Origin of the sequence: Streptomyces sp. NPDC047014 (assembly GCF_040644195.1) — a bacterium.
Lineage (GTDB): Bacteria > Actinomycetota > Actinomycetes > Streptomycetales > Streptomycetaceae > Streptomyces.
Genome location: NZ_JBEYVX010000007.1, coordinates 122,427 through 143,057 on the forward strand (window position 1 = coordinate 122,427; position 20,631 = coordinate 143,057).

21 protein-coding genes and 2 pseudogenes are annotated in these 20,631 nt (G+C 69.0%); 18 read left to right on the top strand and 5 right to left on the bottom strand.

The window, feature by feature from the left end; genetic code table 11:
• Positions 1-269 precede the first annotated feature (269 nt).
• The 3 genes from ABZ873_RS07070 to ABZ873_RS07080 all read left to right on the top strand — a co-directional run bounded on the left by ABZ873_RS07070 (position 270) and on the right by ABZ873_RS07080 (position 3,838).
• Positions 270-536 carry a hypothetical protein gene (locus tag ABZ873_RS07070; protein WP_360866425.1) on the top strand — a complete coding sequence of 89 codons (267 nt, stop codon included), beginning with the start codon at positions 270-272 and terminating at the stop codon, positions 534-536.
• A 768-nt stretch (positions 537-1,304) separates the two neighbouring features.
• Positions 1,305-1,856 carry a hypothetical protein gene (locus ABZ873_RS07075; RefSeq protein WP_360866427.1) on the top strand — a complete coding sequence of 184 codons (552 nt, stop codon included), beginning with the start codon at positions 1,305-1,307 and terminating at the stop codon, positions 1,854-1,856.
• An 836-nt stretch (positions 1,857-2,692) separates the two neighbouring features.
• Entirely contained in the window at positions 2,693-3,838 is a 1,146-nt protein-coding gene (locus tag ABZ873_RS07080) for a hypothetical protein (RefSeq protein ID WP_360866430.1), read from the top strand.
• A 102-nt stretch (positions 3,839-3,940) separates the two neighbouring features.
• On the opposite strand, the gene ABZ873_RS07085 is transcribed toward ABZ873_RS07080, so the two are convergent.
• Positions 3,941-4,135 carry a hypothetical protein gene (locus ABZ873_RS07085; protein WP_360866433.1) on the bottom strand — a complete coding sequence of 65 codons (195 nt, stop codon included), beginning with the start codon at positions 4,133-4,135 and terminating at the stop codon, positions 3,941-3,943.
• A 203-nt stretch (positions 4,136-4,338) separates the two neighbouring features.
• Between ABZ873_RS07085 and ABZ873_RS07090 the strand changes: the two genes are divergently transcribed.
• Both ABZ873_RS07090 and ABZ873_RS07095 read left to right on the top strand, forming a co-directional pair.
• Positions 4,339-4,986 carry a hypothetical protein gene (locus ABZ873_RS07090; RefSeq protein WP_360866436.1) on the top strand — a complete coding sequence of 216 codons (648 nt, stop codon included), beginning with the start codon at positions 4,339-4,341 and terminating at the stop codon, positions 4,984-4,986.
• A 113-nt stretch (positions 4,987-5,099) separates the two neighbouring features.
• Positions 5,100-5,510, top strand: coding sequence for a hypothetical protein (locus ABZ873_RS07095; protein WP_360866439.1), 411 nt, complete (start codon positions 5,100-5,102; stop codon positions 5,508-5,510).
• 247 nt (positions 5,511-5,757) lie between these two features.
• Here ABZ873_RS07095 and ABZ873_RS07100 read toward each other — a convergent pair whose 3' ends face one another.
• Complete coding sequence (locus ABZ873_RS07100; protein WP_360866442.1) at positions 5,758-5,931, bottom strand: CsbD family protein; 174 nt, start codon at positions 5,929-5,931, stop codon at positions 5,758-5,760.
• Between the two features lie 232 nt (positions 5,932-6,163).
• Here ABZ873_RS07100 and ABZ873_RS07105 point away from each other — a divergent pair, with 232 nt between their 5' ends.
• The 6 genes and pseudogenes from ABZ873_RS07105 (at position 6,164) to ABZ873_RS07130 (ending at position 9,277) form a co-directional block, all read left to right on the top strand.
• A complete protein-coding gene (locus ABZ873_RS07105) occupies positions 6,164-6,325 on the top strand; it encodes a hydrophobic protein (protein WP_069918507.1) in 162 nt (53 codons plus the stop codon).
• A gap of 525 nt (positions 6,326-6,850) precedes the next feature.
• Positions 6,851-7,291: a DUF6003 family protein gene (locus ABZ873_RS07110; RefSeq protein WP_360866446.1), complete on the top strand. Its 441-nt coding sequence runs from the start codon at positions 6,851-6,853 to the stop codon at positions 7,289-7,291.
• Between the two features lie 226 nt (positions 7,292-7,517).
• Entirely contained in the window at positions 7,518-7,814 is a 297-nt protein-coding gene (locus ABZ873_RS07115) for a helix-turn-helix domain-containing protein (RefSeq protein WP_360866449.1), read from the top strand.
• A 219-nt stretch (positions 7,815-8,033) separates the two neighbouring features.
• Positions 8,034-8,192 (top strand): phage DNA packaging protein J, encoded by a 159-nt coding sequence (locus ABZ873_RS07120; protein WP_360866672.1) that lies wholly within the window; start codon positions 8,034-8,036, stop codon positions 8,190-8,192.
• Positions 8,193-8,536: 344 nt separating this feature from the next.
• Positions 8,537-8,919, top strand: a pseudogene (locus ABZ873_RS07125) (transposase); the annotation flags it as partial.
• 52 nt (positions 8,920-8,971) lie between these two features.
• Complete coding sequence (locus tag ABZ873_RS07130; protein WP_360866452.1) at positions 8,972-9,277, top strand: hypothetical protein; 306 nt, start codon at positions 8,972-8,974, stop codon at positions 9,275-9,277.
• A gap of 283 nt (positions 9,278-9,560) precedes the next feature.
• Here the strand turns inward: ABZ873_RS07130 and ABZ873_RS07135 are convergent, their stop codons facing one another.
• A complete protein-coding gene (locus ABZ873_RS07135; RefSeq protein WP_360866455.1) occupies positions 9,561-10,121 on the bottom strand; it encodes a VanZ family protein in 561 nt (186 codons plus the stop codon).
• A 153-nt stretch (positions 10,122-10,274) separates the two neighbouring features.
• Here ABZ873_RS07135 and ABZ873_RS07140 point away from each other — a divergent pair, with 153 nt between their 5' ends.
• The 4 genes and pseudogenes from ABZ873_RS07140 to ABZ873_RS07155 all read left to right on the top strand — a co-directional run bounded on the left by ABZ873_RS07140 (position 10,275) and on the right by ABZ873_RS07155 (position 14,446).
• Positions 10,275-11,480, top strand: coding sequence for a histidine kinase (locus tag ABZ873_RS07140; protein ID WP_360866458.1), 1,206 nt, complete (start codon positions 10,275-10,277; stop codon positions 11,478-11,480).
• The gene (locus ABZ873_RS07145; protein WP_360866461.1) at positions 11,462-12,127 is read left to right on the top strand and encodes a response regulator transcription factor; all 666 of its coding nucleotides are present in this window, start codon (positions 11,462-11,464) and stop codon (positions 12,125-12,127) included. The genes ABZ873_RS07140 and ABZ873_RS07145 overlap by 19 nt, the downstream gene beginning before the upstream one ends.
• A gap of 295 nt (positions 12,128-12,422) precedes the next feature.
• A pseudogene (locus ABZ873_RS07150) lies at positions 12,423-12,736 on the top strand (hypothetical protein); the annotation flags it as partial.
• A gap of 1,260 nt (positions 12,737-13,996) precedes the next feature.
• The gene (locus ABZ873_RS07155) at positions 13,997-14,446 is read left to right on the top strand and encodes a hypothetical protein (protein ID WP_360866464.1); all 450 of its coding nucleotides are present in this window, start codon (positions 13,997-13,999) and stop codon (positions 14,444-14,446) included.
• 34 nt (positions 14,447-14,480) lie between these two features.
• Here ABZ873_RS07155 and ABZ873_RS07160 read toward each other — a convergent pair whose 3' ends face one another.
• Both ABZ873_RS07160 and ABZ873_RS07165 read right to left on the bottom strand, forming a co-directional pair.
• Positions 14,481-14,906: a hypothetical protein gene (locus ABZ873_RS07160; protein ID WP_360866468.1), complete on the bottom strand. Its 426-nt coding sequence runs from the start codon at positions 14,904-14,906 to the stop codon at positions 14,481-14,483.
• Between the two features lie 743 nt (positions 14,907-15,649).
• Complete coding sequence (locus ABZ873_RS07165) at positions 15,650-16,846, bottom strand: ALF repeat-containing protein (RefSeq protein ID WP_360866471.1); 1,197 nt, start codon at positions 16,844-16,846, stop codon at positions 15,650-15,652.
• A gap of 723 nt (positions 16,847-17,569) precedes the next feature.
• Between ABZ873_RS07165 and ABZ873_RS07170 the strand changes: the two genes are divergently transcribed.
• The 3 genes from ABZ873_RS07170 (at position 17,570) to ABZ873_RS07180 (ending at position 20,495) form a co-directional block, all read left to right on the top strand.
• Positions 17,570-18,103: a YbhB/YbcL family Raf kinase inhibitor-like protein gene (locus tag ABZ873_RS07170; RefSeq protein ID WP_360866474.1), complete on the top strand. Its 534-nt coding sequence runs from the start codon at positions 17,570-17,572 to the stop codon at positions 18,101-18,103.
• A 134-nt stretch (positions 18,104-18,237) separates the two neighbouring features.
• Positions 18,238-19,137, top strand: a complete 900-nt coding sequence (locus ABZ873_RS07175) for an AraC family transcriptional regulator (protein ID WP_360866477.1) — start codon at positions 18,238-18,240, stop codon at positions 19,135-19,137.
• Between the two features lie 71 nt (positions 19,138-19,208).
• Positions 19,209-20,495 (top strand): hypothetical protein, encoded by a 1,287-nt coding sequence (locus tag ABZ873_RS07180; protein WP_360866480.1) that lies wholly within the window; start codon positions 19,209-19,211, stop codon positions 20,493-20,495.
• The last annotated feature ends 136 nt before the right edge of the window (positions 20,496-20,631 follow it).

The window sequence follows — 20,631 nt, forward strand, 5'->3', positions numbered from 1 at the left end:
GCGGTCGCCGCCTGGCTCCCGCGATGGAAGCGTGGTGGGGCCCGTGACAGCGGTCACGGGCCCCACACGATGTTCAGCGGGTTTGCTCCTGATGGACGGACACGAGCCTCCGGCGGGGCCGGAGCCGGTAAGTGTTCAGCTGGCAGCAGGTTCCGCTCGGCCGGACCGGCACGGAGGCATCCCGCCCGAGGGAGGCTCGTCCGCAGGCCGGCGCACCGCGCATGGGGGACAAGGCGCACAGGTCCGGGGAGTGCCTGAGCGCCCTCCGGGTGGGGAGAGCCGCCACACCCGACGGCGAGGACTGGCATCCCGAGGTCTCGATCGCGGACGTCGTACGGCTCGCCCGCCCCGCCCACGCCCTGACGGACTGGTGGACCGGACGAGCCCTGTGGCCGTTCCCGAAGTACGTGGAAGAGACCGCCACGACCGCGCTGAAGGCACTCCTCGCCGACCTCACCCCCGAGCAGCGGACGGCCCTGACCGAACGCCTGCCCACCTTCGAGGGCACCCTCCCGGAACTCCTCGCCGCCCTGTGACTCGCCGCGCCGCGACCGGCCGCACCGTCCCCGCAGCTGGCCGGGCATGACCGCCCGTGACCCCGACGCCCCGGGCCCATCGCAGGAGCGCCTACGAGCCGGCCCGGTGCCGGTAGGGCAACGCGACGGCGAGCACCCGTTGATCGCGGGACGCAAGGGTTCCTGCAGGGACGTGCTGAGCTGGGGTTTCCGGGTTCATGATGGTCTGCGGCGTGCAGCGCCCCGACTGGCCGGTGGCTCCACCTGGTCCGGATCGCGCATGATCCAGTCTCTGGTGGATTCGACGGGGGTGTGGTGTGGGGGACGACTGGCGGACCGATCCGACGTTCGCGATGTGCGGGGCTCTGGCCGACGGGGCGGATCTGGCCTCGTTCGTGGGAGGCCCATTCGACATCCGGGCCGTGACGGCGGCCATCCGGCCCGAGACCGTCGACGGAGCCGTCCTCGACGGCCTTCCCTGGGGAAACTTCCCTCACGGGGAGGACGCCCGGGAGGCGGTGCGCCTGCTGCGCTCCACAGACGGACCGGCACGTCGCGCGATGGGTGTACTGATCGGCATGTGCGCCGACGACAGCCGGGCCGCCGCTCTCGCCGTCCCGTTCCTGATCCGGATCGCCACCGACCCGCACCATCCACACCGCACCGCCGCCCCTCGGCGGTCTCGCCGCCCCGGCCCGCGCCCGCTACCTCGGCGTCGCCTCCCGCGCCGAATTCCTCCTCCACCGCCCCGGCCCGCGGCACGACGACTACGACGACTACGGCGTCGAGGTGACCGGCTACCCGGCAGGCTGGTCGGTGGCCGCCGCCCGAGCCGCGATCACCGCCGGAACCCCCATGCTCCTGCCTCTCCTCGACGACTTCGACCCTGCCGTGCGCATCGACGCCTCCTACGCTCTCGCCACCGCGGCCGACCCCGGCCTTACGGTCCGAACCGCGTTCACCAACCGGTTCGCCGAGGAGCAGGAGCCCATGGTCCTGGCCGCCATGGTTCTCGCGACCGCGGAGACGACACGTGCCCACCCGCACACGCCGGCCACCGCGTGGATCCGCGAGGTGTGGCAGGACTGGGCACAGGCCCCCGAAGTCCGCCTCGCCGCCGCGATCGGCTGGCTCTGCCTCACCGACGAACCCGCCCCCGACACCCTGCACACCACTATCGACGTCCTGGCCACCGAAGAACGCGCCCGCGCCATGGAGGCCCTGCCCTGGATGGCCGCCGCCGGCGGCAACGAGCCGGGGCTCCTGCGCTGCGTCCGCCGCATGCTCCACCCGGAACAGCCCGAACCGTACAGCGACGACCCCTGGTCCCCACGGCCCTGAGTGACGAGCGGCCGGCCCCGACCACGTCCCCGCACCCCCGCTCGCGCTTTGTGCACGCAGCTGTCCGTCAGGGCCGCCTACGGCGCTCAGCCACATGAGCGCCCGTCCCCGGCGGGCCGGTCGTGTCGCCACTTCCCGCTCGGTGGTTTCCCGAGTCCGCACGAGCGTTCCCGCAGTGGGCGGCAGACCTCGACGAGTCGAACTACGGCCGGTTTCCCACGACGAGTACGACCTCTCGCCTGAACGGCGTTACGGGTGCCGACCGGTGGGCAGCGCCGATCAGCGTGCCCTGCCGCCACGGAAGCGGCAGCAGCCGTCCTGCCGGGCCCGAGCAGAGCGCGGTCGGCAGTCGGGAGCAGCAGTGATCCTGCCTCAGCTCGCTTCGCCGTTCCTCAGTCGCGGCGAGTACCGCCTGTGGGTGCGCGTGACGGCTGATCACATCTTCCTGCCTTGGTGGATTTCTCCGGCGTAGCGTGACGAACGGGTCGAGCGGGCGGAGCAGTGACCTTGTCGCTGGTGAGCCGAGACGACAGGCGTGGGTTCGTGCGGGGTGACAACGTCAGATCCAGACGGCGGTGCTGGGCGGGGCGAAATCAGAGAAGCCGTTGATGCTGCCGTTGGAAGCGATCGAGCTGGACGCGTTCCGCCGGGTCCATGACCATGACACGTTCTGTGCGATCTGCTGCTGGGGGGGGGGAGGGGCTGTGGTCTCCGGCTGCCGACGAAGCTGTACAACGACCTTCTCCGAACTAACTTCGTGGCTGTCGGGGTACACGTGAACAGGCTTTGACGCTGATCTTGTGATGGCTACAGCCGGCAGACATTAGGGATGCCCAGTGGTGGTCGAGGATGATGCGGGGATGACTGATCAGGGCTCCGCCGCAATTCCGGCGCTGGTACTCGATGAGGAGCACGTGTCCGTGCTCGTCGGGGGCTCGGTAAGCGCGGAGCGCTTCATGGTGGGGGATGCCAGCATCCTCATAGGCCGGGCGGGGACGGTGATCACCGTGGAGGCGGGTGACTCGCCCGCCAGGAGCGGTGTGTGGAGTGCGGAGAAGGTCCGTCTGATCGGGCCCGCACCGGCTTCGGTCGCAGAGCGGCTGATGGGATCGCCCTGGGCCGCGGACGAGAGCTCGTTGCAGATCCACATTGCGGTCCGCCTTGGCGAGCAGGCCCTGTACCTCGGCACTGCCAAGGTGAGCCGGGCCAGTACGACCGACGGTGTTCTCACCGACTGCGAACTGCGCTTGGAAGCACCCCTGAGCCGACAGCTTCTCAACCGAGTACGCCCACCGCTTCCCGCCGTAGACCTGCCGGGCCTGGAGTGGCTCGGAAACGTGAAGGCCGATCGTGCGGCAGCGCTGGAACAGTTCATCACCGGCTGGTATCCAGACGCAGACGCCACCGAACCACCTGCCACCCGCTCTCCGTTGTGCTTGCCTGGTGGACTGAGGCAGCTGTACCGGCTCGCGAGGCAGCGGCCGGGCGCCCGCGGAACCCAGAACAGCATCCTGCCCGAGTCAGACCTGCACACCGACCACCTGGGGGAGATGCTTGTCTTCGGCGTTGAGAACCAAGGAGGCTTCTTCTGGTCACTCCTGTGGACCCTCGACGGACCTGAGGCCGATCCGACTGTCTGGTTCGGTGAATTCGACGAGGAACCGATCGCCGAACAAGAACCGCTCAGCGGCTTCCTGATCCAGTTCTCCCTCTTCGAGGCTTCCATGAGTGCCAACTACGTGGCACTGCCGCGCAGACTCACGGCAGCACAGGTCGCTCGGCTGACTGAAGCGCTGCACCTTGTGCCCCTGCGTCCCTTCTGGCCGTGGGCACCCACTCACTTCTACGTGGCCCCTGGTCTCGTCGTGCATGTCAGCAGCGAGGACGGCGAAGGATTCGATGTCTGGGCCGGCGCCAGCCACCGAAGCGCCCTGGCACCGCTAGCCGATCTGCCCGTCGACTGGATCCGCTTCGATGGCTGACATCACAAGATCAGCGACAGACTCCGTCCATCCGTACCTGAACACCTCAATAAGGACGCGGACAGCTGGGTCCGTTGGCTTGTCGCCAGGGCCGCAAACGGGTCATTGATCACCAGCTCTGAAGACTGGAATCCCCAGGTCGACGGTCATGCTCCGCCCGGCGTCCTCGGTATCTAGCTGTTCGATCTTGCCCTCCGCGCCGGCAAGGCTGACCTGGAGCCCTTCGATCTCGCCGAGCCATCCCTCCCGCTCAGCTTCGATGACGCGGGCGACGAGGTTGTTGCGGATTTCGATCAATCGGTGCCGCTGGGCTGGCTCGGGCCTGAGGAGCGAGCAACGCATGTCCCGTTGACCGAACCAGATTGGGCCCTCCTCGGGCTCAACTCATAGTGACGGCAGGGTTGTTGTGGCTGCTGTTGACGGTTCGTGGTGACTGCGCGTGTGGTGGTGGATCTGGTTTCATCGCGTGTCGTCGAGTAGGTCGGCCCGTGGAGGTATGGATGCCAGAGCACAGCACGACGGTCCGGGACGTGGCGGCGCTGAAGGTGGCGAGGGTCGGCCGCGTGGAGAAGAGCGATGACCCTCTGCAGCCCTTCCGGCTCCTGGACGCTGATGGCACCGAGGTCGCTGCGGTCAGCGAGTTCCTGCACCACATGCTCGCCGACGACGCGAGTCCGACGTCGCTGCGGTCGTACGCCTATGAGCTGTTGGCGTGGGTCCGGTTCTTACGCGCCGTGGACGTTCCCTGGCATCTGGCGAGCCGGGTCGAGGCCCGTGACTTCGCGTTGTGGCTGAAGACCACGAAGAAGCCGCCCCGGCGGCGCCGGCCCGACGCACCCGCCCCGGGCTCGGTGAACCCGGTCACGGGGAAGGCCGCGCCCGGCGAGAACTATGCCGCTCGGACCAGGCGGCACGCTCGCGCGGTGATCCGCTCTTTCGACGAATACCACCGGGAGACCCACGGCCGACCGCTGATCAACCCGTTCCCGCAGGGCGGGGCTGCCGACGAGGGGAATCCGAATGCGCATCACAACCCGATGAAGCCGTTCCGGCAGCCCCCGCGCCGGGCACCTACCAGCCCAAGGAGCCCAAGCCGACCCCGCGGATCATTCCTGACCAGGCGTTCAACGACCTGTTCGCCGGGTTGAAGTACAACCGGGACAGGGCTCTGATGGCGTTCTAAATCTCCACCGGCGCCCGCGCCTCTGAACTGCTCGGCGTCCCGCAGGGCCTGGTCGCTCCCGGGGACCAGACGATCGGCGTGGTCCGCAAAGGCAGCCAGGTCCTGCAGCACCTTCCCGCCTCCGCCGACGCGTTCGTGTGGCTGCGGCTCTACCAGCAAGAACTGCGCGGTATGGTCCCCAAGCACCCGTCGGAACTGCTGTGGTGGACGCTGCGACGGCCCTTCCGCCCTCTGGAGTACGACGCGGCCCGCATGGTTTTCACCCGTGCCAACCAACTGCTCGGCGCGAACTGGACCCTGCACGACCTGCGGCACAGCGCGGCCGGCGCAGCCCTCGTCCAGGGCCTGGAGCACCAGCTCGGGATCCTCTACGTGAAGGTGGGGGTGGGAAGAGACGGCGACCTGGCCGATTGGCAGCTTCCTGCCCGCTCAGCTCCACGGAGTACGTGGTCAGGAAGGGGCTGGCGACGACGCAGAGCCCGTCCATGAGCAGGCGGCCGATCCACAGGAAGGCCCGTTCAGTCACCTCTACGTCGGCGGAACCGGGAAGCGGAAACGGCAGTGCTTCTGCACGACGTCGAGGTCTTCCGCCGTCATCCGCACCCGCGTGAACGCCTCGCGGCCGGCATCCCGCACCGAGCCGGGCCTGCGCACATGACGGGGCCCCGGCCTCCGGGGGGCGTGGAGGTCGGGGCCCTGCCGCGTGTCGGCCCGCAGGCCGTACGACGCCGTCCGCTCAGTGGCGGAAGGTGTCCTTGATGTCTTCCTTGGCCTGGCGGGCGTTGCCCTTGGCCTGGTCGGCGTGGCCCTCGGCGGTCATCCGCTCGTTGCCCACCGCGCGGCCGACGGTCTCCTTGACCTTGCCCTTGGCCTGCTCGCCCTGCGCCTTGGTCTTCTCCGTGCCCGACATCGGGACCTCCTCGTTGCTGTACCGGATTGGTCGTGACGCTCTCGTGCTCCCGATCCCCATCCGTAAACCTCCGTCCCGTGCAACCGCCGAAATTTCCCTGAACGGGGAAAGGCTGTGGGGTGGGCCCGTCGAAAACTTCCGTGTATGCCCGCGTGCGGCGATAAGAAACAGGTAAGTCGTCCTGCATGCCGGGAGCATGATCGGGCACCCGCTGCCTCGGAGGTTGATAATCATGGTTCCCCTGCTTCTTGTTCTTCTGCTCGCCCTGATCCTGTTCGGTGCCGGTTTCGCCGTGAAGATCCTTTGGTGGGTCGCGATCGCGGTTCTGGTTATCTGGCTGATCGGCTTCGTAGCCCGCCCCAAGGGCAGTAGCGGCCGCTGGTACCGGTGGTAACCAATAGCCGCTCAGAACGCGCGCCGGTGGCCCACCCCCAGATAAGGGGGTGGGCCACCGGCTGATTTGCTCTTTGGCGCCGCGCCTTTCCGTAGAGGGGCAGAAATTCTTGAATCAGGTCGGGGTGAATGGGCCCGTCAGGGGTATGCGGCGGCACACCGGGGCGGTCGGCGTGACACAGCAGGGAACCTGTCTTCCTCTATGTACGGCGGCCGTCCCGGCCATGGTGCCCACCGCGCCCCCGACGCGCCGCCCTGGGCGGACGGCAAACCCGACGCCCAACAGCACAAGCTCGTCGCGGTCGACGGATCGGCCTTCTGTATCGGATCCAAGAACCTCCAACCGCTGCGCGCGTGCTTCGGCTTGGTCGCCCGCAATCCGAACAAGCCAGGTCGGTGGTACTGGATGCGGCATCGGTGATGTGAAATGTGCCGGACGGGGCATGTGCGGATGGATGATCACGACCTGTGTTCCCAGGTCCGGCTCCGGCCGGTAGGGACGCCGGACCTGGGAGAGTGACGCGCGATGGTGGAAGACGCCTACCTGTTCCTTGCCGGGAACGCCAGCCGATGGCCCGGCACCCCTTTGGCCCTGGTGGGCGAGTTGGAGTGCTTGGGTATTCCCGCTGTACTGGGCTGGTTCGGTGCGCAGGGTGTGGATGCCGCCGACCCGTCCGTGCGGGTGGTGCCGCCGGAGCAGGCCGGGCTCATTCCCCAGGATGCGGAGCGGCTGCCAGTCCCGCTGAGCCCCGACGAGCTGGAGCGGGTCCGGCATGCCGGGGCTACCGATGCGGTTGCCCTCGTCGAGGAGGAACTCCTCGCCTTCCGCGATGCCGAAGAGAACAGGGACGACCTGATGCGACGGGCACTCGCCGCCGGGGTGCCGGTCCAGCGGATCGTGGAACTGTCCGGCGTGGACACGGACACGTTGTCCGATCTTGCCGGGCGAGGACCGGAGAGCCGGTAGCCGTGAGGCCGCAGTCCGCTGCGCCGTCGGTGCGATAGGAGAACCGCGGCCCGCAGGACCTGAGAGGACCTACTGGGCCCGTGCCGGCGGTGCGGCGTTCGCTCATCCCCGGGTGTCTCGGGCGGCATCCATGAGGCGGACTGCGGGGAGCCGGCAGGCTCCGGCCCCTGGACCCGGACCGGCTGCCTGTTGTGCAACCAGCTTATAAGTGAGGGGAGTTGCCCGTATGTCCAGTTCGGAGGCCCTGTTGCGGTTGACCGTCGCGGCGCTGATGTACGCCACGGGGGAGTCGGAGGCCGACCTCGGCCGGGGCCTCCGGCTGAGTCAGGGGCAGGTCTCGCGCAAGCAGTCGGGGGAGTCCGGGGAGTCCTCGTGGACGCTGGCCGACCTCGACCGGCTGTCCGCGCACTACGGCATCCCGGTGTCGGACCTGTTCTGCGGGGTGGACCACGCAGTCAAGCGCCTTCCCGCCCGCCGCCGCGCCGCCACGGTAGGCGGCCTCCAGACGACGATCATCCCCTGAGGCGTGCCCGCAATGTCAGGTGCGAAGCCATAGCCGCAGGCAGGCGAGGGGTGGCCAGGGCTTGGTAGTGGCGGGCTCGTTTGTCGTGGCGGGTGGCGAGGGCCTTGTTCTGCTTGAGCCGGTTGAAGCAGCGTTCGACGACCCTTGCGGCGCCGGTAGCCCTCACGGTCGAGGCGGCACAGGATTTCGCCTCGTCGTAGGCGTCGGTTGATCTGGTCGATGGTCGGGGATGGCGCCGGCGATGCCACGTTGCCGCTCGTAGGAGCGGATCTTGCCGGAAGAGCAGCCCTTGTCGCCGACCACCCGCAGCAGTCGGGTGCACGTCCGGCCAGGCCCGCGCCGCTTCGTACGGATACCGGCTCCCGCCGGTCAGCGTGAACGCGAGCTCAGTCCGCCGCGGGACCGGCCGAGTGCCTCGCCGGTCCAGGGCCCCCTTTTCGGGGTGTGCGGCGCCGGGGTGCTTGCACCGTACGCCCACCGCCGGGAGCGCGATCTCCCTCCGGGATCCTGCCCCGTGATGATCATGAAGAGGCCGAGGCGGTGCGGCATCCGGAGATAGGGCCGGACTGCACCCCGACTGGGAGTCGAGAGCGAGGAAGCGTCGCAGGGTTGCCCGCCGCGCGGCGGCCCGGGCGATGCTGCCGATCTGGCTTGCGGGCCTTGGTAAAGTCGTCGACCCGGGAGGTGAGGCGCGGGTTGGAGACCAGATCGACCAGCACTGCGCACGGATCCTCGCGGAGATCGGCAATGACCGCGCTCGGTTCGCCACCGCTGGAGGCTGGAGGGCTGAAGGCATACGCGGGCGCGGCCCCCATCACCCGGGCCTCCGGCAAACGGCACTACGTCGGCCGCCGGTTCGTCAAGAACAACCGGCTCAACCACGTCGGTCACCTCTGGGCCTTCGCTTCCCTCGGCGGTTCGGCCGGTGCCGACGCCCACTACCGGCGTCGGCGGACCACTGGGGACTGGCACATGCAGGCACTACGGCACCTGTTCAACCCGGATGCTCGGCCAATTCCATCACTGCCTCTCGGCACAGGTCATGTTCGATGAAGCGATCGCCTTCCCCACAGAGCCCCAGCCAGCAGGAACAGCGACCGCGTGAAGCAGAACGGGGCAGCTTGTCCCGGGGCGGCGGGGGAGACGATCATTCGGTCATGAGACCCGAAGTGCAGACGTTCGTTGCCGACGGACCGCTTCCCGACCGGGATGCGAGCGAGGAAGAGATCGACCGGCGTGAACGCCAGCTGACGGCGATCTCCCGCCCTGTCACGTGCGAAGAGGCCGCCGCCCTGGCCACATGCTTCGGCCCCGACGACTGCTACGGCGTCGCCTGGACCCTCGTGCACCTGATCGAGACGGCTCCCAATCCGGTACCGCCGTGGGAGGATCCGGGTCCGGAAGCAGGCGACTGGGCCGAGGTTCTGCGCGGACGATGGGGCGGCGGACCCCCTGCCGCTTGACGACTCCACTGCATGGGGTGTCGTTCCCCCGCAGTAGCCGTGGGCCAGAGGTCTGCTCACGCTATGGGCCTGCGGCCAGGACGCGACGCTGACGAACCCGGTGCTTTACGTTGCCGCCCGCTCGTCCCCGCACCCGCGTCTCCATTGGGGAGATCAGCACGGCCGGGCGGAGAGGACCGTCACCTGGGGCCTTAATCGAGCCCGGCCTGTACGCCCGCAACGGCTTCGCCGAAGGACCGCTCGCCGACGGTCCGCGCTGTCCCGTGCGCTCCTTGCCGGCCCGTCAGGCGGTGCTGGGTGACGGGGACAGCGTGTTCAGTACGGCGCGTGCGGCGGCCGTGCGCTGTGCGGTGCGCAGGGCGGCGTAACCGAGGAGGCCGCCGAGGGTGTTGGCGATCAGGTCGTTGATGTCGACGGCGCGTCCGTGGCCGAGGGTGATGTACTGCAGCAGTTGTACGAGCTCGATCCCCAGGCTGGCGAGGGCGCAGACGGCGACGGTGCTGCCACGGGTGAGGCGGTGGGAGAGCAAGGGCAGAAGGAAGCCGAGCGGGACGAACATGACGACGTTGGGGATCATCGAGACGTCGGCCATCAGCAGCGGGATCGGCTGAATCTGGCCGGTCCAGGGTGCCTCGTTGCGGTATGCGCCGCCATAGACCCACAGGGGGAAGACCGTAATGGAGACGACCGCCGCCGCGTAGAGCGCCGTGACAGCCCGGAGTACCAGTGGCCCGCCGCGCCACCCGGGGATGTGGCCCCGCCGGCGGGCGAGGGCGAACAGGGCGAAGATCAGGAGCGCCGGGCCGAGGACGGCAGCGGTGGGGATCTGGGTCTGGAAGTTCACGTTCTACTCCTGCGGCGAGCGTGTGCGGATCGTCTGGAGCGATCGTGTCCGTGCGGGGTGCCGCTCCGGATCTGCCGATGGACGGAAACCGGGTGGGGCCACTACGACTTTCGGCAGAGGGGCCCGAGGCCGCCGGTTCCGTAGGCTGCGGGCATGCTTTCCCTCCTTCTCCGTCGGCGCTCCTCATGGGTGCGTGGCGTGCTGGTCTGCCTCGGCGTCGCCGCCGTGGGGACCGTCCTGGCGCTGGCACTCGCTGTCGACTACCGCAGCGGCGTGTACGAGTCCGCTCTCGCCCAGCAGGTACGGCTCTCGGCCGCGGCGCCCTTCCTGGTGGTGCCGGTGTGGGGGCTGCGCCGGTCGCGCGTGGGGCCGCGGGTGCTGGCGGCGGCCGGTGGGATCGCGGGTGCTGTGTCTCTCGGGTGCAGTGCGTGGATGCGCGTAGCGGCGGATCAGGGGGAATGGTCGGCCGGGCGCGCCGACGCCTACACCCTGTTCGAGATCAGCGCGCTCATCGTGGTGCTGGCCCTCACCGTCCGGCACGGCGCCGCCTGGCCGGCCGCCGTGGCTGCCGTTGCGCTGTGCGCGGCGGTGGTCCTGCGGCCGGTTGCCGTGGAGATGAGCGAGAACAGCCTTCTCGTGGCGCTGTTCTGCGCGTTCGGCGTGTGCGCCGCATTGGTGGGGGCGCTCGTGGCCCGGCTGGTGGCTGTCGAGCGTCGGCGTCACACCGAGCAGGTGCGTCTTGAGCAGCGGCTCGCTTTCGCCCGGGATCTGCACGACTTCGTGGCTCACCATGTGACGGGCATCGTCGTACAGGCGCAGGGAGCCCAGGTGGTCGCGGCGTCCAGGCCGGAGATGACCACCTCCGCGCTGGGGCAGATCGAACAGGCTGCCGCGGAGGCGCTCAGGGCTCTGCGGCACATGGTGAGCGGGCTTCGTACCGAGGCCGCGCTCGTACCGGCGGGAGACGTGGAACAGCTGCGCTCGCTCGTGGCGGACTTCGCCCTGCCCGGCGGTGGGCGGGCCCGTTTCCTGCAGGAGGGGCCTGTCGCCAGCCTGCCCGCGGCGCCCATGGTGGTCGTGCACCGGGTCGTCATGGAGTCACTGACCAACGTACGCAAGCACGCACCGGGTTCCCGGAAGGTGTCCGTGACGCTCCGCGTCCACTCGGGGACCGCCGAACTCGACATCGTCAACGACCAGGCCGATACCGGCGCAGACACGGCAGGGTACGGTCTCATCGGGCTCGAAGAACGCGTCACGGCCGAGGGCGGCACCTTCCAGGCGGGCCCCGCGGACCAGGGACAGTGGCGGGTAAGCGCCCGGATTCCCGTCAGCAGCGTGTGGAGGGATCTTCCGTGATCCGGGTACTTCTCGCCGACGACCAGGAGATCGTCCGTACCGGCATGGCCATGATCCTCTCCGCCGAGGACGACATCGACGTCGTCGCGCACGCCCAGGACGGCCTCCACGCCCTGGAGATGAGCGCCCTGCACCGGCCGGACGTGGTCCTCATGGACATCCGGATGCCCCGCCTGGACGGCCTCGACGCGCTGCGCCAGCTCACGCGGCCCCACACCGCGCACCGGCCGCAGGTCGTCATGGTGACCACCTTCAACGACGAGGAATACCTGACCCGTGCGGTGGAAGCGGGTGCCTGCGGATTCATCCTCAAGGACTCCGGGCCGCGTCTGCTCGCCGAAGCGGTCCGCGCGGCCTCGGCCGGCGATGCCATGGTCAGCCCGTCGATCACCGTGCGGCTCCTGAAGCAGCTCCGTACGTCCTCTTCCCGGCCGGAGCCCGCCACCCGGCTGTCTCCGCGCGAGGAGGAGGTCGTCATGCTGCTGGCCGAGGGCATGACCAACGCCGAGATCGCCACAGCCCTGTGCATCACCATCGGCACGGTCAAAACCCACCTCACCAACATCCAGGCCAAACTCACCGCCAGAAACCGCGTGGAAATCGCCGCCTGGGCATGGCGCACCGGACTCGCGGGACGCAGCGGGTGAGTCCTGCTTCGGGCACGGAAACGAGGCAGACCACCTGCTGGGGCATAGAGCCTGGAGCGCCCATGCCGTCCGGCGGGTGACCTGGGCCCTCAGGTCGCACCGCCCGCATTCCAGCATGGGAGTTCCCCACGAAGAGCCGTCGAGGGTACGGGTATCCACCGGCGTGCCGTTCGGTCCCGGCGGGACATACCGTGCGACGGCCCGGCCCACAGATCACTCGGCCGGATCTTCCGCCCGTCCGCCCGTCCGCCCCTCCGCCCGCGCCGCGAGCCGGGAGCCCGGGTGTCCGTTGGATGACTGCTTCGTTCTGCACACCGCAACCGGCCGCCTCCCCACAGATCTCGTCCGAGTGACCCGCCAGTGGGACGACGAGGAGGGGAACGCGGCGACGGCACGCCTCGTCGCGCGCGGCTGGCTCGACTCCAACGCCATGGTCACCGACGCCGGCAGTGCGGCACGCGAGCGCATCGAAGCGGAGACGGACGAGCCTGCGCCACGCTATGGGCGCCGATTGGCTCTGCGGGCGCCCGCCGCTTCGCCTCGCTCATCGCGCCGATCACCAACGCGTTCACCGCAGCAGGGACTTTTCAGCCCGCTCGCGCAGTCTGATCTCGCTGAGGCAGACACGTGGGCTGCTGACCACACCCGTCACGCCCACTCGACTCCCAGCTACCGCAGCGCCTCCCGCTGCTCCTGGCCGAACCTCTCCCGGTGTCGGTGATCCATACGCCGAGCTTCACGGGCACCGGCTGGGCCTCGCCGTCGACCGCGATCTCCTCGCCGTCGGCGCGGGGCATGGGCCGGTCCGCGCCTTCGCGTACGACCCACTGCGCGCGGGCGTACTGCCCGCGCTGGAACGCCTGCTGTGCCTTGCTCGTCCCTTTGCCGTACGTGGGGCGGCGGGCTACGAGGCTGCGGGGTGCCCTGGCCTGCTGGATGCGGTGTCGGGTGTGCGGGCGGGGCTGCATTCGACGATCTCGCGTGCGGCCCGCAGCCTACTGGGGTGATCGCCGATGAGCCTGGTGGTGATCAGGATCGCGCGGATGATGGGGACCTTGGTCCTTCAGGTGCTGCTGGACGGTGTCCATGCCGGCCCCAGCCATCAGCAGGTCTCGGCATTCATCGACTTGGTCCCCGATCTGCTGCGCTTGATCGGGGGACAGCCCCCCCGACAGACACGAGGAGTTCTTCAGCGGTGGGCGTGAGCATGCCGGGATTCTCTCCAAGGATCGCTGCCGGCCCAATCCAGTTTCGCGGCCTTGAGGCTGCTGGGCCCAGTCGATGCGGAGCTTCGTGAGCGCTGCGACGTCCACGGGCGGTCTTTCCGATCAGTGGCTGGTGCTCTGCCCTGTGCTGATCAGTTGGGATGCGGCGGTGGGTAGGGGATCGCAGTGCCGGCTGCTGCAGTGATGGTGCGCTTCGTGCTGGACCAGGGTCCTGACCTGTGGCTTTGCCAGTTGGCTGGTGGGGTGATCAGGTCGTGTCACCTGTTTCTTCGCAAGGTTCAGGCGCGGTGGCCGCTCATATGCAGCGGTGCTTGGACGTGTCGGCTGATTGAACTGGTCTGGGATGTGCGCCCGCTTATCCCTGTCGCGTCTGTCTGCGATCGCCTGTGCTTCCCGGGTCGCGCGTTGTGAGGTCGCCTGGTGGTTACACGCTGTCGGCCCATGAGGGGACGGGACAGGTGTGGGTGAGGACCTCGTCCCAGGCCAGCCTCTCAGGTTGGGCGAGCAGCGCTGCCACTGTCCGCCCTTGAGCTCCCAGCGCCCACCAGGCCGGTACCTGGGCCCATACTCTTTGGCCCGGCGATTTGGGCAGGCGGACCGTGTGGACAGCCCATCCCAGCTGATGGCCATCGGAAGGCGCACAGTGATCGAGCTTGATTTCTCACTCGAAGCAACTGTCGGACACGACAGGGGGCCGCGAGGCAAGATGGATTTTGCGACGGCGGACCTTTACGACCTAACTCATGAGGCATCTCAGGGGCCCGTCACATTTGCCATGGAAGGGACTGACTGCAGCGGAGTTTTTCCAGTTCTCGACTTCGCGCTCGGCATGACTGCAGCTTCGAAGGAACTGGCTTCTGTCAAACGTGCTCGCTACTGCGTAGCGGATGCGGGAGTCGATTTTCTCCTCGAGAGAAGAGGGGATACTGTGAGCATTCGACTCAATTCGAAATTGCAAGGAACAGTAGGCTACCAGCAGTTTGTTGATGCCGTGAGGGTCTTCACAATCTCGACCCTGAAAATCCTCCCGAAAAAATTCCCCGGACTCAACAAGAATACGCAGTTCCAGGCGTTGGCACGAAAGTATAACTAAGGACTGTCCTGAAATGCCGTTCGAGACGACGCCGCTACGGTCGGCTCTCCACGTCGTGAGCTGGTAGTAGCCCTAACAGCGCGTCTACGGCCTCGGCAGCATTCGGAGTGGCGAGTACGAGTACGGGGTCGGGCTTCCTGAGGAGGAGGCCGCTCCAGACTCGGAAGACGGGACTGCTCTCCGGCCCGCCGGTGTCGAAGGAGACGGACCCCGCCATCTCGTTCCCGTCGCCTTGTGCGCCAGGCATCCAGAACGCGGGTCCATCCACGAACCGAAGATAGTTGTGGCTGGTGAACGGATACCACTGGCTCAACATGCTCGCCCTGGCCGCCAGCACCAACTCCTCTGCAACAGGGGGAACCCACGAGTTGGTTCCTTGCACCGCGGCATCGGCGGACCGCGCGGATTCCTCCATCCAGTCCCATGCAACTGCCAGTGTCCACGGGGCGTTCGTCTCCATCCACCAAGTCTGGCTCAATGCGTGCACAGTCACGGTGGCTACGATGAGATGATCCTGGAGTGTCCTGGCGTGGACGACGCCGCGCTGGCTACTTGGTGGTGGTGGCGGTCAGGCCGGTGAGGGCGTTGGGGATGTCGCGCCAGGGGGTGGCGAGGCCGTGCACCCGGCGCGGTCATCGGCCCCGACCCCGCCCGGGCCGGGTCCGGGTGTTCGCCGCGTGCGTGCTCGTGTTCACCACGTGAAAGCTGCCCACCCGGTTTCTGGCACAGGCGCCTCCGACCCCTTGGGACGTCGTGGACCGGTACGTGACCTTGACGCCGAACGTCAGCGACCCGGGGGGGCGATGTCCCGGCCGTGCTACCACTCGGCGTGTCCCTTCCACCTATGACGACGCCGATGCAACTGCACGACCCGCCCTGTACGCCGACCTCCCCGGCGATCTGGAGCCAGCGGGGCCTGCGCCGAGCCGGCGCCGGTGTAGCAACCCGTTCCTCGGGTCCTGGCACTGACCACCACATCCCGGCCCCGGGCACCAGCCGCAGGGCGCCCGGCACGACCGGGTCCGGTCAACCCGTGTGCGTGGTCCAGCGCATCCCGAGAGAGTCGAGGGCTTGGACCATGTTGTCGGGGAGTTGGCCGTCGCGGTACAGGGCGCGTACCTGTTCTGCTTCGGACACGACCAAGGGCCGCCACCCTCGCGGGTGGCGGCCCTTGGTGGGCAGGCGTGCGACGGGCGATCCCGGTTAGACCTTCGCGCCGGCCCGGCGCATGCGGGCGGCGAGCAGGAGACCGGCGCCGGCGACGAGGGCGGTGCCCGCGCCGCCCGCCATCAGGGCCGTGTTGTCGCCCGCGCCCGTTGCGGCGAGAGGCGCGCCGCTGCCGCCCTGGGCGGCGACAGTGGTGTTGCCGGAGCCGGAGCCGGAGCCGGAGCCGGAGCCCTGGCCGGAGCCGGTGCCCTGGCCCTGGTCCTTGCCCTCCTGGCCCGGGCCGGTCTTGTCCTTGTCCGCCTTGTCCTTGGCAGCCTGGTCCTTTGCCCGGGCTTCGTGCTGGCCCGTCTTCAGGAACTCGACCCGGTCGGCGGGCGTGCCCTTGAGCGCGGCGCGGCCCGCCTTGACGAGCTCGGGACCGCCACCATTGATGATCTGGGCGATAGCGACGCTGTTGTCCTCGTCGCGCAGCTCGTGCTGGGTCACCTCAAGGAAGTGACGCAGCTGTGCCGGGGTGGGCGACCCGTTGAGGAGCTTGCTGATCGCCTCGCTCAGGATCGGACCGTCCCAGCCCTCGTCGATGCGGGACAGTTCGACGCGGTCGTCCGAAGCCTGGGCGAGGTACCGGCCGGTCTTCAGGAAGGCAGTGCGGTCGGCGGGGGTGCCCTGGAGTGCCTTCTTGCCGGCCTCCTTCACCGCCGTGCCGCCGGTGCCGATCAGCCGCGCGATCTCGACCTTGTTGTCCTCATCGCGCAGCTCGTGCTGAGTCACCTCGTAGAAGTGGCGCAACTGCTCCAAGGTCTCCCCGCCCTTGAAGACCGTCTCTATGCCCGCCTTCAGGGCGGGGCCTGCATCGTGGCTCAGCCGCATGATGGCCACGCGGTAGTCGTCGATGCGGATCTTGTGCTGGTCTACCTCGATGAACTTCCTCATGGCCTGCGGGCCGTCGGCGATGGCCTTTCGGCCGGCTTCCTTCATGTGCTCGCTGGCCATCGGGTGAGCGATGATCGCGAGGATGTTCTTGCGGTCCTCATCGGCCTGGTCGGGAACGGACTGGTCCGGCGTGGTCGGAGCCGGCGGGTTGCCGGCGGCCGGAGCGTCCGAACCGGCGGCGAACGCCGGTGACGCGATGAGGACGGCCGGAGCAAGAGCTGCGGTGGTGACCGCTGCTGCGATCCGGGACAACTGCACAGACAAAACCCCCTGGAAACGTTTCTTCGCCCCACCAGACACTTGAACTGGGCAGATGGTTGTTCGCGTGCACCGTTCTTCTGCTCTCTCTGCACTGCTGTGCCTGCCACGGACTGGTCTTCGTGCATGGTGACCACCTGGCCGGGCCGCTCACCGTGACGGCGCCGGCCGCTGCTACTGGTACGAGAGCGCGATCCTGCTGGCGCTTGCCGCCGTCGTGATCGTCACGGCCTTCGCCCTCCTGCGCCGTCGGCACGGGTCAGGAGGCCCAGACACGCTTCCGGCTCGCGGAGTCGCTGCGGACTCTGGGCCGTCACCCGACGAGGCGCTGCAGGAAGTGCGATGGTGCGCACCGGCGATGTCCCCCGCATCCGTTCGCACCGACTGGAGTCCACCCGGTGCGAACGGACGACACCGGCCGAGCATCCACTTCACCGGGTGGAGCGCACCGGGGTGGAGCGGACGGCATCGGCGGGGTGCGGGTGCGCTCCCCTGGTGTGCACCCGCTGCGTTTCTCCTTGCCCAGGCTCGTGACCTGCCACGGTCAGACTGCAGAGAGGGGGGGGCACCTGCATGCTGCTCCTTCGCACGAGCGCCCCGTCCGGGGCATCACCCTCGTGACGGGCAAAGGTTGCGGCTTCTTGCACGATCCTCCCAGCGACACCCGCCTCCACGCCGGATTCGTGCTCCGATGGGCACGTGCCCCGGGCCCCCGGGGAGGACCCCTTCCCCACACGAAGAAGGACCAAGAAGTTGAGTGATCAGATGCCACGGCGTCCGCTGCCGCACGACTTTCACCCGCAGGTGCCCGAGCTGTCGGTGAGCAGTACGGACCTGAGCGACGGCGGGACCCTCGCGGACGGCCACGTGTACGCCAAGGGCAACTCGTCCCCGCACATCGCCTGGTCGGCCGGGCCGGAGGGCACCGGCAGCTACGCGATCACGTGCTACGACCCGGACGCGCCGACCGGCAGCGGGTTCTGGCACTGGACCGTCTTCGACATCCCGGCGGACGTCGCCGAGCTGCCGGCAGGGGCCGGAACCGGGGGCTTCGCAGGGTTGCCCGCCGGCGCCGTGCAGGTGCGCAACGACTACGGCAGCAGGGACTTCGGAGGGGCCGCGCCTCCGGAAGGGGACGGACCGCACCGGTACGTGTTCACGGTGTACGCCGTCGACCAGGAGAAGCTGGGCCCGGATGCGGACGCGACGCCGGCGCTGGTGGGGTTCCACCTGCGCTTCCACGCCCTCGCCCGCGGGCGGCTGATAGCCCACTACGAGGAGCCGGGCGCAGGGTCGTAGGCGCACGCCCGCTTTCACGCCTCCGCCCCCCCGGCCCCCTTCCCCAGCCCGAGGACGCGCCCGATCGCCGCGCTTTCTGGCACGATCCTGCTCCCCGCGCGGGGATCCGGCAGGTCCCGTGGTGGGATGGGGGCATGTCCCTCGACGAGCTCCGCGACCTGCTGGGCCGCCATGCGCGGCCCGATCTGACCACGGCCATCGACGGCGTCCGGATCTGCCGGGCCGAACCGGGTGCCGAGCCGGAGTACGCGATGTCCGGCGTGATGCTCGCGGTCATCGCCCAGGGAGCCAAGCGGCTCGCGCTCGGAGACCGGGTGTACGAATACGGCGTCGGCCAGTACCTGGTCACCGCGGCCGACCTGCCGGTGGTCGGACGCATCGCCCAGGGCCCGGAACTCGGTTTCGGTATGACACTGGAGCCCGCTGTCATCGCGGAACTGATGCTGCGCGCCGGGCCGGGAGACCTGCCGCCTCCGACCCGGTCGGCCCGGCCCGGGATCACGGTAAGCGACGCGCCGGCAGAGCTCATCGACGCGATCGTACGGCTGCTGCGCCTGCTGGACCGGCCGCGCGACCGCCGCGTACTGGTCCCCCTGGCCAAGCGGGAGATCCTGTGGCGGCTGATGACGGGGGAGCAGGGCGAAGCCGTCCGGCAACTCGGCCTGGCGGACAGCGGCCTGACGCACATCACCCGGGCCGTGGGCTGGATCCGCGACCACTACGCCCAGTCATTCCGCGTGGAAGACCTGGCCCGGTCCTCCGGGATGAGTGTCTCGGCGTTCCACCGGAACTTCCAGTCGGTCACCGCGATGAGCCCGATCCAGTTCCAGAAGCAGATCCGGCTGCAGGCGGCACGCCTGCTGCTGGCCCGCAGCCCGCACGACGTGAGCGGCGTCGCCTCCAGCGTGGGATACGACAGCCCCTCGCAGTTCAGCCGCGAGTACAAACGGCAGTTCGGCGCCCCACCCCGCACGGACGCGGCACGCATCCGAGCCCACACCGATCACGCCACGGCCGCGGCCGCGACGGCCTGACGGGCGACGCCGGTGAGCGGGTACGGGAAATTCCGTCCCGATGCCGGCGTGTTCGGTCCTACGCTTTTCCGATGAACCAGCCCGGCAAGCCCGACCCCGCCGATGAGGATCAGGCCACGGCGGGCCCGTTGCTGCTCACCTACCTGGTGGCTCTGCCCTTTCCCTGCCCGCTGCCGCACGGGGCAGTGATCACCAAGATGCTGCCCGGCACGGTCGGCGGCCTCGACGGCGTGGAGATGCGTCCCTTCCCGGACGGGCCTGTGTTGGCGTCTGCCACGCAGGGGAGGCCATTCGTGTCGCTGAAGTTCTGGCAGCTCCGGGAGCGCCAGAGCGCGGGCCCCATGTACCTGGCCGCCCTGACGCAGGTCTGCGCGGAGATCACTGGCAAGCCCCTGCCCGATGAGGTCTTCGCTGACGCGACGGTCGACGCGTACCGCACCGTGGTGGAGATGGTCACCATCCAGGGCGCCGACCACCTGGAACCGCAGGAAGAAGTCCTGCGCGAGACGTTCACCCGCTGCTTCGATGTCCTGACCGACGTCTCCTCGACGGCCGGGATGGTCCTGCCTCACAGCAACCCGGTGGCCGCTCCGGAGCAGATAGCTGTGGCCCTCTGGCTCGCCCGGACCGTCACCGGCAGCTACACCGACGGCGCGATGGGCGTGATGCCCCTGACGCCCCCAACGAGCCCGCTCGCCACCGTCCTCGACGAGGACCAGTTGACCCGCCTCAACGCGCACCTCCAGCGTCTGTGGGACGGATCGCCCCTGGAACTCGCGATGGAGCGCGCCACCGAAGCGCGCCGTGCCTTCCGCCGCGATGGCGACTACCGCAACGCCGTCGTCCAGGCCGCCATGTTCGCGGAGATCGTCCTCACCAGCACCCTGTCCCTGATGCTGTGGGAAGAACAGCTGGACGTACCGTCGGTCGAGCAGGCTGTGGCCGTGTTCGACTTCTCCCGGGGCGGCGGCCTGGCCACCCGCGTGCGGACCGAGTACGCACCCCGGCTCGGCGGAGACTGGAACCGCACGCACCCCGGCCCCGTCCACGACTGGACACACGCAGTGGCCGCACTGCGCAACCGGGTGGTCCACCGCGGCTACCGCCCGACCTACCGGGAAGCCGAAGCCGCCCTCGCAGCAGCGGACGCACTCCTTGACTTCATCAAGACCCGACTGGCACAGCGCGTGGCACGCTACCCGCGGACCGCGCTGCTGACCCTGGGCGAACCCGGCCTTCGCCGGCTCGGCGGATGGCCGCGAGCCAGCGCTTACCTCCAGGATCCTCAGCAGGTACCGGATCGTTGGTTCGCTGAGTTCACAGCGTGGCGCGAAGCAGTCGACACACGCCTCAGCTGACCCAGCAGGTTCGCCGCGTCCGGGGGTGCCCGCGAGGTCGTGCGGGCACCCCCGCCGTGACGCGCAGGCGTGGGAGGCATCAACCAGCGCTTCCGTCAGCCGGGGCGGGGCAGGCGTCTACCGGGCGGTGGAGGCC